We start from the raw sequence: 13,676 nt of genomic DNA, 5'->3' as shown, positions 1-13,676 counted from the left end.
ATGTTGACGTTATTTAAAAAAGCTTGAATTTTAAATGAAAGCCTCAATTAATAACGTAATTCCATGGATCGCAAGCTTCACCTAACCAAGCAACTTCTGGACGCTCTCCATACATTTCTTCTATGCAGTCAGCAATATCATTAATCGCATAAGTAAACCACAATGATTCAATAGCACTATGAGAAGTGTTAATAATCATAGGATATGTGTGTTGAATGTAATCTTCACCAGAAGAAAGACGCAGTTTCGATTCATATTTAGCTCGCTCAATTGCGTCAAGTGCAGGATGATGACGCAAATCGCTTGTAACATATACGTCAACTTTTTCCTTGCGAACTTCATCTAACAAGCTTTCCCCAGAACCAGGCAAAACAGCTACTGTACTAACTTTCGCATCAAGATTTCCAGCAACTTGAACACCAACTTTTGTATGAGGAAGAACGTTAAAAACATTTTGCGCAAAATCACGCAATGATATTGGCACATCCAAAACACCAATTCTGCCTAAGCCAATGTTACGTCCAGCAGAATCGATCTGTTTAGAAACAACAATTGGACGCAAATTATGAAGACCAAAATACTCTGCCGCAGCATGAGCAACTCCACGCCACGCGACATCCGCATTAGTGTGGCCAACCCATAGCGCACAATTATTACTAATTAAACGCTGTACAATTTCGCCACGAACAGTTTCGTTTGAAACTCCATGCACAGCTTTGAAAAATAGCGGATGATGAGTCACTAATAGGTTGGCACCCATTGATAACGCTCGATCAACTGCGCTAATCGTAGGATCACTGACACATACGATTCGCTGAATTTGGGAATTCAAGTCTCCAACAATAAGACCAGGCTCATCCCACTCTTCAGCAAAGCTTAATGGGTACAATGTTTCTATAGCTTCAATTACTTTGCTTAATCTAATCATTTCTTCTACCTTTAAGTAGTGTTAATGCGCTGCTAGTTGCCAATCTACACCAACTCCAGTAGAAACATTAAGAGGAACATCTAAATGCACAGCATTTTCCATAGCTTTACGCACAATATTTTCTACCTGCTCTTGCTCACCATGTGAAATTTCTAAAATCAATTCATCATGTATTTGCAATATTACTCGGCTACGAACTTTTGCTTCACGCAATCCCAAATCAACACGAAGCATAGCAAGTTTCATAATATCTGCGGCAGTACCTTGTATTGGAGCGTTAAGAGCTCCGCGCTCAGCAGCTTCACGAGATGCACGATTATTGGAAGAAAGCTGCGGGAAGTACCTACGTCGACCAAACATAGTTTCTGTATATCCAAGTTCTTTTGCCTTTGACACAAGAGATTCCAGATAGTCATGAACATTGCCAAAAGTATCAAAATACTTATTCTTCAACATTTCAGCTTCAGCCGGACTAATAGAAAGCTGTTTGGCTAGTCCATAAGTACTCAATCCATATGCTAATCCATAGCTCATAGCTTTTACATGAGAACGTTGATCCGGCGTTACTTGTTCAACAGGAATCTTATAAACTAAGCTCGCAACATATTTATGAAAATCTGCGCCGGAACGGAATGCTTCAATAAGAGTTTTATCATGAGATGCATGAGCCATAATACGAAGCTCAACTTGTGAATAATCACAACTCATTAAATATTCAAATTCTTCTCCTGGAATAAAAGCAGCACGAATCTCACGACCAGCAGCATTCCTATTAGGAATATTCTGGAGATTAGGATCAGCAGAACTTAAACGACCAGTTGCCGCAATAGTCTGCTCAAAAGTTGTATGGATGCGCCTATCATCATAATGAGCCGCATCAATTAAACTTTGCACAATCTGCTTCAATTTATTAGTTTCGCGATGTTTAAGTAAGGCGCCCAAGAATTGACTTGCAGGCTCTTCGGGATCGAGTTTAACGTACATAGCTTGCAAAGCTTCGGCATTAGTCGTGTACGAGCCATTCTTTGTGCGACGAGTAGGTTTAAGACCAAAATGCTCAAAAAGTATTTGCTGCAACTGCTTAGGACTTTGTAAATTAACAGAACTACCTGCAACTTTCCAAGCCATATTTTGCGCGAACTCAGCATCTGCAGAAAATTGCTTAAGCATACCACTTAAACGTTGCATATCAACTGCAGCACCGACGTCTTCCATGCCACGCAAAACTCGCGAAATAGGCATTTCCAAATCAGTCATCAAACCAGTTTGTTTTCTATCATCAAGTGTTGAAGCAAAATGAAGAGCCAAAAGACGAATAAGAAGCGCAGTTCTTAAGAATTTAGCTTCACGCGCTTGAGTTTGCTTTTCATTATTTTCTTCTTCACTGGCTGGCGTTTCATCGTCAATAAGAAGATCGAGCTCACCCTGCTTAGCTTCATTTTCACCCAAATTATCTTCATCTGACTGAATATCTAAATAATGTTCAGCCATATTTTCTAAAGTTTCAGCTCGAAAATCAGGCTCCAATAAATATGATGCCAATCGAGTATCAAGAAGTGGAGTGCCAAATGAATTATTCGAATCGAATAATTCTAACGATTTTAGCAATCCCAAATGCTTTTTATAATCATGCAATACTGTTATTGAAGAATTTTTTTGCAAGAACTTTCGCAACATCTCGAGCAAAGCTCGATCTGCCGATTGCAAATCAGACGCGTACAATAACACAGCTTTATGAGCAACAAGAATTATTAAAGAATCTGCAGTCAACTCAAAATGATGTTTTGAATTCTTCTTGCACTCATGAGCGTATATTACAACTTCTTGATTTTTCAGTATAGGTTCGGCACATTTACGAGAATTATTTATAATTTTTTCGGAACTTAATTCTTCAAAATTCTCTTCTTCGGAACTTAGTTGGTCGAAAGTATCTTCAGTATTTTTTGAATCTTTCTTTATTTCTGTATAAAGTAAAGAAGAAACGGAATTCTCCCAATTAATAAAGTCTTCTACAGTTTTAACATGATGCAAGTCAATGCTTGCTAGCATTTCTTGAAAATTTTCTGCGTCAATATTTGATTGATCACCTTGAACTAGCTCATCGTTATTAGCATTACCTTCATACGTAGACGAAAACATTATACGCATATTATTTTCAATAGATTGTTGCGTACCGTTGCTAAAAGTTTTGAGAATCTTTCTCTTTTTTAATTCGCCAAATTCAAGTTGAGACAGCAAGATTCCTAATTTTGCAGCATCAACATCACCAAAGCACAAATCATCTACAGTTACGCCTAAATCCAAATCGCAAACTAAAGCATTAACTTTACGGTTTAAACGAACTTGATCAATATTTTCTCTTAAAGCTTCTCCCTTTTTACCGCTAATCTCATTCGAATGTTCAATAATATTTTCTAGGCTGCCGAATTGATTAATCCATTTAGCAGCGTACCCATCTCCAACACCTGGAACTCCTGGGATATTATCTGCAGTTTCTCCTCTTAACGCTGCTAGATCAGGATATTGCTTAGGCGTAACATGATATTTTTCAAAAACAGCATCCTTATCCATTTCTTTTAAATCTTTAAAATGCTGTCCTGGATACAAAACAGTAATATTGTCATCTATAAGTTGGAATGCATCACGATCGCCAGAAAGTACCAAAGTTCTATAACCGGCATTCGCTCCCATTGTTGCAAGGGTGCCGATAACATCATCACCTTCATAACCTGGTTTCTCAATATAAGTGATACCAAGAGCTTTAAGCATCTGTTGAATAATAGGAAGCTGCGAAAGAAGCTCCTGCGGAGCAGCATCACGAGTACCTTTATATTGAGGAAGCATAGTATTTCTAAAAGTTCCACCTTTAACGTCAAAAGCAATAGCTAAGCGGTCAGGCTTCTCTTTTTTTACAACCTGCGAAAGCATAGTAATAAATCCCCAAATGGAATTTGTTGCTTGCCCAGAGCGAGTAGAAAAATTATCTGCAGATATTGCAAAAAAAGCACGGAACGCAAGAGAATGGCCATCGACAACCAACAACGTTCCTTTCTCATTCTTAAGTTCCGAAGAATGTTCTTCAACGATGTCGGTATTCACTGTTGACTACTCACCCACGTTCCGTAATTACTAATAAATAACTATGCAGTTATATAAAAATGAATAAATATAACCCTACTAATTTTCAGATGAAGATTCTGCTTTATCATCGCTATACTTTGCAATAATAGCCATTGCAAGACGCTTCTTAGGGATACGCTGATCCATAGAAGTTTTTTGAATCCAGCGGAAAGCACCCTGTTCAGAGAATCCAGCCTTATCCATAAGAAGACCTTTAGCACGATCTACAAGCTTACGTTCTTCTAAAGTATCTTCAGCTTTCTTCAACTTTTCTTCTGTTTTCTTCAACTGATCTTCAGCATCGTGTAACTTGTTTTCTGCACGTTCAACACTATCTAATAAATCGTTGATTTCACTAAAGCGACCCATAGCAACTTCCAAAGCAGGAAGAAGTTTAGATTCTTCATACGGTTTAGTAACGTACGCCATCGCTCCAGCACCAGTTGCTTGTTTTACTAAATCTGACTGTGAAAAAGCAGTGAGCATTACTACAGGAGCAATATTCTCATCACAGATTGTTGCAGCGGCGGTAATGCCATCCATAACAGGCATCTTAACATCCATGCATACAACATCTGGATGATTTTCACGCGTCAACTCAATAGCTTCTTGACCGTTAGCAGCCTGACCTACAACTTGATATCCGTTATCTTCAAGCATTGCCACTAAATCCATACGATTAACTGATTCATCTTCTGCAACTACCACAGTACGAATATGATTGTTTTTCTTTTCTTTAGATTCTCGCTGAGCAGCTTCATCATCTGCAGCTTTGCGCAGCTCATCATCAGTAAGTACCTCAGGCATCGCTGGCTCTGTCCCTTCATTTTCATCCATACCTGGCATATTCAAAACCTCACTTCATTGCCACACATTCACAGGGCAACATCGCCATGCATCTTTAACATGGCGCTCACGCAACGGCACACTCACAAACACTAGTGAAAATTGCGCATCATAACACAATTTGCAAGTCATTAAAATACCGCACGCGCACCATGTTCGTGTCAATTAATAATATCATAAGAATTGCAAGACGCGCGAACAAGCACATACAATTAGCACTATTTTGCTTATTTTATATAATCGCAGATAATAATACAGCCAGCGCACCAAGTATTGCCTGAGCAACGCACATAGGAAAAGCGTTCTTGTAATCACCTATAAGCACACATTTAGTAAACTTATAAGCTTTAATTGCAATGACTAACAATAAGAGCCACTGAAAAGCAGCAAAAAATAAATGCCATGAAGTATTGCATACAATCGCACTAAAACTGAGGAAAACTTCAACACTATAAAAGCGCCATATTGATGGCACTGCAGAAGGTAACACAATAATCAAAATAGAATATGCGATCAATAGAACAGCAGAAACAATGCTCATAGCAGCGCATAAACGCCTACCATTGCGCTCACCAATTCTAACCATAGCAGTTATTTTTCCATGCTCTTTATCGCTTTTAATATCTCGAAGATTGTTTACCATCATTAAGCAAGCCGAATAAGCACCAGGAATGCAAGATATTAGCAAACAAGCCAAAATCCTTTGCCCGCCATTAATAAATATACTAGTTTCTGGAATACCAATTCCATATGTAATTGCGCATAACGAACCAATAAAAGGAACAGGACCGAAAAATACAAACGCACTTACTTCTCCCCAACCTTTATAACCGTAAGGATGTTTACCCCCGGCATAAAACCAGGCTGCAGCAAAGCACGCAATTCCAAGTAAAATAAACCAATATATTCCAGTTCGCAAAACAATAATCAAACCAAAAATACAAGAAATAAAAGCAGAAATTATTACAGCTTTAAGCACAGATTTCGGGGAAATTCCAGCATTTGCAAGGCGCCAAGATACATCGCATAAAGGCTTTGAATTATTGCTACTTAAAGCACGCAAACTACGATTCTCATCCAAGCCATTCAATCCGTCACAATAATCATTGGCATAATTGACGGCGATTTGCATAAACGCAGCAACCATGCAGCACAAGAAAAATTGTATAAAACATTGCTCTAGATGCATAATTGGTTCTTCAAAATACGAAAATCGCATCATTCTAAATGAAACCGCAAACGCCATAACAACAGGAACTAAGCCTATTGGAAGCGTGTAAATTCTTGCACCCTTAAGCCAAATTTTTACACTTTTCATCAAAAGCCTCATAAATTATTTATGATTTATTTATTTATGATTTACACAAATATTTTACACTAAATTTGGCAAAAAGATTGAAGTGCATATTGGTAAAGCAATAATAAGTGCAGAAATAACTAAAGACAAGAATCCACGCCATCCGAATGGGTATTTGTAATACGAAGACTTGCGTGTACGCAAATAAAAGCCGCGCTCTTCCGCTGCTAGCGCAGAACTATCTGCTTTACGCACTGAAGAAACCAAAAGAGGCACAATAAGAGGCATCATAAGTTTTAATTTTTTAAATGGATTTTTACTATCGTATTCAACTCCGCGAGCCATTTGAGCTTCTGTGATTTGAGACATTTCTTGCGCAAAAATAGGCACAAAACGAACCGCAGTAGTTATAGTAAAAGCATAACAATATGGAATATGCAAATATTGGACTACAGCATTTGCAAGATCGTTTAATTTAGTTACTGTTAGCACTGTAACAAGAGGAAAAGCAAAACAGAACAAACGCAAAGAAGCTTTCGCTCCAATATCAATACCTCTTAACGTAAACCATAGAAAAATATAGTTCCCACTTTGAGCAATAACAGTTTGTAGCAAAAACATTACGCAAGAAATTATTAGCATAGCTTTAATAAGGCCAAATAATGTTTTAACAACATGAGTAAAAGCCATGCCAACAAAAATAATAACAGCTAGCGCAATAAGTACAGAATACTGTTTAGCAATAAATACGCTTATTACAATACTCGCAGCAAGAATTAGCTTCGCAATAGGGTTTGTGCGGTGAAGGAATGTGTTGCCTGATTGATATGTTAATAGTCTCGTTTTCATAAATATCAGATGCCTTTATTTTACTTCTAACTATTCTGCTGATTATGCTGCTTATTCTGACTAAGTTTTGCGATTTTACCAAAACGCAACGCTTCAACTAATTCTTTTCGCGTATACAATCCATAGCATTGCTTAAAACCGTTAGAAACCAAACCTTGGCAAACAGCACACAATAATGGTGGATATAAAGAAGCAGCTGAACAGACGTCTGGTTTTTCAAAAACATCATGCGCTGAACCATCAATAATAAGCTTTCCATCATTAATCGTTATAAGTCTAGTTGCATAATCAAGCACAACTTCCATATCATGACAAACCATAATCACGCAACAACCGTGAGCTCGCAACTCCTCAACCACTTGCATAATTCTCACGCATTCATAGTAATCAAGCCCACAAGTTGGTTCATCGAGAACAAGTATTTTAGGACGCGTTACGACAGTTGCAGCCAATGCCACCATTTGTCTCTGCCCTCTAGAAAGCATGAATGGGCTGTCAGTAGGATTTAAGTCAAGTTTCTCAATAATTTCCATTGCATGCGTTTTCGCCTGACTAGAATCTTCACCAATTAAAATACAGCTCAACTCTACTTCTTCAAGAACAGTCTCTTTACATAATTGATGATCAGGATTTTGGAATAATGTCGCAACATATTTTGCTATTTGACTAATTCGCAATGGCTTGGTGTCGATACCATCAATTGTTACACTACCTTCAGTAGGTCTTAGTAAACCGTTAATAATTTTTGTAATAGTAGTTTTTCCGGCACCGTTTTTACCAATTAGTGCAATCAATTCACCAGCATAAGCATCAAATGAAATATCTTTTAGAGCCTTGACATCATTTGCATAAGCAAAACTCACATGATCTATTGAAAGGCATGGCTTATCAGTATTATTAACTGCATTGTTAGCTCTTTTAGAATCTTCTTTATTAAGTTCTAAATCAGCTTCTGCATCATGCGCGTAATCGCTATTAGAAAGTTTAGAATAATCAGAATGCAAAGTTTTAACAATAGTATTTACAGTTTCTTCAACGCCAACACTAAGAGGTGCTGGATCGCAAATTTGTTCATCTTGTAATTGTTTAAGCAATCGCGTAGTACGTGGATAATTAATACCTACTTTACGAAGTAACTCTATATCTTTAAGAGCTTCGCAAACAGGAGCATCGAGAACAAGCTCACCTTTAGAAAGCACTATAAGACGCTTGCAATATTCACTTAATAAAGCTACTTTTTGCTCAATCACTACAATAGTAATACCAAAGTTTTTATTCAAATCACTTAAAACGTCGAAAATCATACGTGAAGAAACTGGATCCAGCGCACAAGTAGGCTCATCTAAAACCATCACTTTAGGCCTTAAAGCCAAAATAGCAGCTATTGCGACCTTCTGCTTTTGACCTCCAGATAGCGTGTCTAAATCACGATTCCGCAAATTGCTAATACCAACAGTTTCTAGTGCATTTGCTATACGCTCAGGAATTTCATCGTGCGAAACTCCGAAGTTTTCTAAACCAAAAAGCAACTCATCTTCAACGTTTGCAGCAACCATTTGCGCATCAATATCTTGAATAACAGAGCCAATTAAACAAGCAATATTAGTGAGCTCAAGAGTAGTAGTGTCATGACCAGCAATTCTGACAGTTCCGAAAAACTTTCCCGAATAATGGTGAGGAATTGCTCCAGAAAAAAGTGAAGCAAGAGTTGTTTTACCAGACCCAGAAGGTCCAATAATTCCAACGAATTCACCTTGATGAATACTAAGGTTTACTTTATGAAGAGCATAGTTGCAATTATCTTCATTGTCTTTTTTATCTTTATTTGCAACACTTTCATCACTATGAGTATCGTAACGAAAAGATACATTGCTTAATTCAAGCAATGGCACTTCTTTTACTGATTCATCACTTTTTTTCATAGGCTCTTTACACGGTTCGGCAGAATCAACTAAATGATTATCTGCAACATATTTTTCTTGCTGAGACATAACATTCCTAACTCTAACACACCGAGCAAACGCTAAAAAATTAATAACACAAAAACACAAGTTGACATCAATCATATTAGACTGATGCCAACTTGCTTTTATACCTTTATATTTATACTTCTATGACTTTATACATTTATACGCATTAAACACATTCGTTAATAATGATGTATAACGTGCAATTAAACATGCAATCATAAGAATTTCTTAGTTACATTATTTATTATTTGTGCAATACAAGTCGCAATGGAGTATAAAGAATTTCAACAATAATCGCATTAAATGCAGCAGTACCAAAAATAATTGGCATCATTACGATTACCATGTTTGGAGAATGAAGAATAAAGTAAGCAGCAATAGAAGCGAAAATGCAACCAGAAATTACTGTTGTAACAAAAGTTGCAATAAATGGGAAAACACTTACTTTACGAGCAGCATCCTTTGGGAAGAGATGGACATATCCAATTAAAATAGCTGTCATAATAATTGCAGCAGGAATGTCACACGCATATTCAAGGAATGGAATCGAAGTATTAAGTTGGATTAATGTTGCAGCAAGAGCTCCAATAATAGCTCCTTGATAAATCTTTGGACGAACCAACAAAATCGCCAAGCAGAATGAAGCAATAACAAACTCAGGCTGGATATTTCCAATAGAAAGAGGCTTGGCAACAGTAAAATCAAGAATGCATCCTGCTGCAAATAGAACTGCAACCAGCACTAACGAAGTAATATTTAGTGCATGATTCTTAACTTTCGCATTTTTCATCATTACCGACGCAACATCAGCAGTTGCATTTGCGACGCCGCTAGTAGCTTCCATAACTTTTTCATTAGTTTCATTAGCCATGATTTCTCTCCTTGTTTAAGCTTCATATTATTTGAATACAAAGCTATCGAATATTTTGTTGTGATTTGTGATTTGTGATTTGGTTATTTTTGAAATTTAAGGCTTGTATACAAAAAGACCCCCGGGGCTTACCCGGAGGTCTTTTACAAGCTTTTATACGCAGCTTCTAAAACTTCAGAGTAAACTCACGCCAAAGAGAAGACTGCCACCACCACATACGTGCAGCATTAAGAGTATCGAAAGATTCAGCATTCATGTTCATGTTAAGCATGATGTCTGCCTCCTTAACTCATTAATACTAACTGTGGTTCACGCACAAACCCCAACCGAAGTATTCGATATTTGTTTGTGTTGGAAATGATGCTAACACCATAAAAGTACAAATGCAAACATTTTTTCAAAAATATTCTCCTAATGAAATAATTATTACAAAAATATTTATAAATTTATTATTCGTAAATCCTTATTTTGCAAAGAAAATCTCGTTTTAAATAAAGAAACTCCCGAAATAATGTAAAAGAAAAAATTTACTTAAATAAATGCAACACGCTGATTCATTTAGTTATTTTAGAATTTTTTACATTTTGACTCTTTAATTGCTGAGCAATTTGCAATTTTACTGCAATAATTCGCTTTACAGACTCATCAATTCGAGACTCAGGTATATCACCTTGACGAACTGCATTAACAACAGAATAATACGCTTGACGCAAATTTGCAGGAGAAAGTAATATATCGATGCCTGCTTTAATTCCTGTAATTGCAGCAACTCCAGGAGAATAGCGCAACGATATTGCGCCCATTCCTAAAGAGTCAGAAATAAGAATACCTTTATAACCAAGCTTTTTACGAGCTAAACCAGTAACAATTTTCTCAGACATGCTAGCAGGAATATCATCACCTGTAATCTTCGGATACGACACGTGACTGACCATAATAAACTTAACACCAGTGTCTACAGCATCTTTGAATGGTACTAAATCTATTTTTCTTAACGCAAGTGGAGTTTGGTTCGAAACAGTAACGCCTTTGTGAGAATCCTCAAAAGTTGAGCCATGACCAGGAAAATGCTTATACGTGGCAAAAACGTGATGCTCTTGCAAACCGTCAGTAAACGCATCTGTCATATTTGCAACTAGCGAAGCATTAGAGCCGAATGAACGCTTGATCATCAGGTTATTATCCGGATTAGTAATCACATCAGCAACTGGAGCAAAATCAACATTAAAACCTAAATTCGAAAGATAATTACCAATGTAAGCACCAGTTTTATAAGCTTTGCGAGTTTTCTTAGTCGCTCCAATATCCCTCATATTAGGCGAGGAATTAACACCCATTTGAGGATTTGAGCTAACTCGCGCAACAGTGCCACCTTCTTCATCAACAGCTACTAAAGCAGGCAGTGACACTCTAGATTCGCTTATTGATTGCAACCCAGAAATCATTTGCTGAGTTTGATTAGGATTCTGAATATTCTCCCTGCTATACATTATTCCGCCAACAGGTATGGAATTAAACGACTGCTGCATTTGCGAGCCAGAAGATACCACAGTCCCGTATGTTCCAGCTAATTCTTCAGGCTTAACTATGAACATTTGAGCAACTTTATCTTCAAGAGACATCTTTGATAGCACATTTTTAACAACACTGCTATTAGGGTCAATCCCCCGTCTTGCTTGCCTTTTACGTGCTTGCTTTAGTGCTTCAAGTTTTTTAGCCACATCCGCAGGGTTAACTGTTTTCTTACTAACATAAGTTTTAGAAGAAACATTAAAAAAATGCGAGCGCATAACAGATACTGCAGCAAACATAGATATTGTAAGTAAAACAATAGCTATAATAGCCACTAAAATAGCAGCAAAACGCTTTCTTGGAACAACACTTGCAATTTGATTATGATGCTGAGCACTACGATATTGCATAGTGCGACCATCTACATAATGCGGACTGCTTTGTAGTTTACGTGTCCTTTGCTTTCGCATAACGAGTTTCCTCTAATTCGCTAAAAATGAACCAAAAAGTAGTAGCGTAATACTAATGCCTATTTATCTCACAAACATAGCCAGTTTTACCGCTAAAGGTTTTACGCAATGTAGGAGTCGTAAATAAATCATCGCGCTGATCATTCCAAGACCACTCATCATTTAAACGCCAAAGCATAAGATAGAACTCAGGCTCTCCATCTTTATCGTTTCGACTTGGTTCTCCTGGCAACCAGTTTTCATACTTTACTTTTTCACCAGTAACCCAGTGCGCAAATACGTCACCATTCTCACGTTGCGAAGTATAACCGCCAATCCACACATACTTAACGCCTTCCTTTTTCGCCATATTGATTACCTTTTTCTCTTTACTCTTACTGGTAAGAGTTACTAAGTAACCACCATCTTGCATGCATGCACTATTAGCTTCAGTCCACTTCACATCGCCCTTATGTAGCACGAAGCGAGTTGCACCCTTCTTATAATTCTTCTTCTTAATTGGCTTAAACGACAAATCATCACCAATACCACCAGACTGATGATTCTTGGAATCTGCAACCAATGCAGAAACCACTCGATCAGCATACGCATTCGAAGAAGAATCAGAATCATATTCTAAACAATAAACATTATCTTGATTGACTCGAATTCTATTCATTACCTCTTGCATATCTGAAATTGAATTCATATCCCAGAAGTAACCATTCGTTTCATTCGCAATATTTTGCAGAGTACTTGAATCAGCTTCACTAGTACCAATCAAATATACAGGAATACCTTTTTCTTTAGCTAAAGAAATAACCTCATCAGCAGTATGAGTACTCTCATTATTTTGACCATCAGTAAACGCAATTACGCAATTAAAGCCAGGATGATTAGAAGCATTAGTAATTCCGGTATAAAGTGCGTCATACAAAGCTGTCATGCCGTAAGGAGTCATATTATCAATGCCTGTAAGCAATCGATCTTTATCGTTAGTATACGTTGCCATATACATTAAGTAACTATCGAAAGATATAAGCTCTCCTGTATCGCCAACCTTATAATTAAGATTGCGCACAAAATCACTCATAGTACGTTTCATCGTATCTATAGAATCTTCCATAGATCCAGATTTATCAAGCAGAATTTCGTAATTAACACCTTGTTTATCTTTAATGCGCTCAACTTTATGGATAAGTCTTTCAGCTTCTCTGCCACCACCAATCTTCTCACGAATTGCAGCAGTAGGAGAATCAATTTCCAAAGCTTTTCCACTACTATCAGTAAGCGAAAAGTACAGTTTTACATGAGGATATTTAGATACGTCAGAGTCAACAATTTTCAACTTATAATCCGCGTATTTATTGGATTTCATAATTTCTTTTCGCAAAGTTTCGTAAGGAATTTGTTTTGGTCTCATATAATCCCAAATGCAATACCCGAAAATACTTGAAAGAATAACAGCAATCATAACAATAATAGCTATAATAATATTCCTTCGCTTCGCATCATTTTCAGCAGCAACTTGCGCATACCCGTATTGTTGTTGATACGGGTATTGTGTATTTGCTTCAGGGCGATAATACTGATTAGGAATGTTGCTGGTATAAAATACTTGCGTTTGCGCTTCAGGATGAGGCTGCTCTGCTTGCTGAGACTGAGTATTATTTGCTGAAGAAGTAATTTCTGCACCACACTGCGTGCAGAACCTCGTATTATCTTTTAAAATAGCTCCGCAATTAACGCAGTACATGATTTTCTTCTTTCTCTTCCTTATTAGTAAAACATTCACATACAGTTATAAAAAACCAAACTATCTATTAATTCTATA

At 37.1% G+C, this 13,676-nt stretch carries 9 protein-coding genes; all 9 read right to left on the bottom strand.

The window, feature by feature from the left end; genetic code table 11:
- Positions 1 to 43 precede the first annotated feature (43 nt).
- Entirely contained in the window at positions 44 to 928 is an 885-nt protein-coding gene (locus HXT50_RS01160; protein WP_004106979.1) for a Nif3-like dinuclear metal center hexameric protein, read from the bottom strand.
- Between the two features lie 21 nt (positions 929 to 949).
- Positions 950 to 4,027 carry a DNA polymerase I gene (gene polA / locus HXT50_RS01155; protein ID WP_116442681.1) on the bottom strand — a complete coding sequence of 1,026 codons (3,078 nt, stop codon included), beginning with the start codon at positions 4,025 to 4,027 and terminating at the stop codon, positions 950 to 952.
- Positions 4,028 to 4,105: 78 nt separating this feature from the next.
- A complete protein-coding gene (locus HXT50_RS01150) occupies positions 4,106 to 4,894 on the bottom strand; it encodes an ANTAR domain-containing response regulator (RefSeq protein WP_004119309.1) in 789 nt (262 codons plus the stop codon).
- Positions 4,895 to 5,126: 232 nt separating this feature from the next.
- Positions 5,127 to 6,212 carry a 1,4-dihydroxy-2-naphthoate octaprenyltransferase gene (gene menA, locus HXT50_RS01145; protein ID WP_004119308.1) on the bottom strand — a complete coding sequence of 362 codons (1,086 nt, stop codon included), beginning with the start codon at positions 6,210 to 6,212 and terminating at the stop codon, positions 5,127 to 5,129.
- A 54-nt stretch (positions 6,213 to 6,266) separates the two neighbouring features.
- The gene (locus HXT50_RS01140) at positions 6,267 to 7,040 is read right to left on the bottom strand and encodes an energy-coupling factor transporter transmembrane component T family protein (protein WP_004106997.1); all 774 of its coding nucleotides are present in this window, start codon (positions 7,038 to 7,040) and stop codon (positions 6,267 to 6,269) included.
- A 26-nt stretch (positions 7,041 to 7,066) separates the two neighbouring features.
- The gene (locus HXT50_RS01135; protein WP_421776918.1) at positions 7,067 to 9,031 is read right to left on the bottom strand and encodes an ABC transporter ATP-binding protein; all 1,965 of its coding nucleotides are present in this window, start codon (positions 9,029 to 9,031) and stop codon (positions 7,067 to 7,069) included.
- Positions 9,032 to 9,254: 223 nt separating this feature from the next.
- Complete coding sequence (locus HXT50_RS01130; protein WP_004107001.1) at positions 9,255 to 9,881, bottom strand: hypothetical protein; 627 nt, start codon at positions 9,879 to 9,881, stop codon at positions 9,255 to 9,257.
- A 554-nt stretch (positions 9,882 to 10,435) separates the two neighbouring features.
- On the bottom strand, positions 10,436 to 11,863 hold the full coding sequence (locus HXT50_RS01125) for a glycoside hydrolase family 3 protein (RefSeq protein WP_004119300.1): 1,428 nt from the start codon (positions 11,861 to 11,863) through the stop codon (positions 10,436 to 10,438).
- Between the two features lie 52 nt (positions 11,864 to 11,915).
- Entirely contained in the window at positions 11,916 to 13,598 is a 1,683-nt protein-coding gene (locus HXT50_RS01120; protein WP_421776917.1) for a VWA domain-containing protein, read from the bottom strand.
- Positions 13,599 to 13,676: the final 78 nt, after the last annotated feature.

It is taken from the genome of Gardnerella sp. KA00243 (genome assembly GCF_049244105.1).
GTDB lineage: Bacteria > Actinomycetota > Actinomycetes > Actinomycetales > Bifidobacteriaceae > Bifidobacterium > Bifidobacterium leopoldii.
This window is presented reverse-complemented; position numbering and strand designations above follow the sequence as displayed.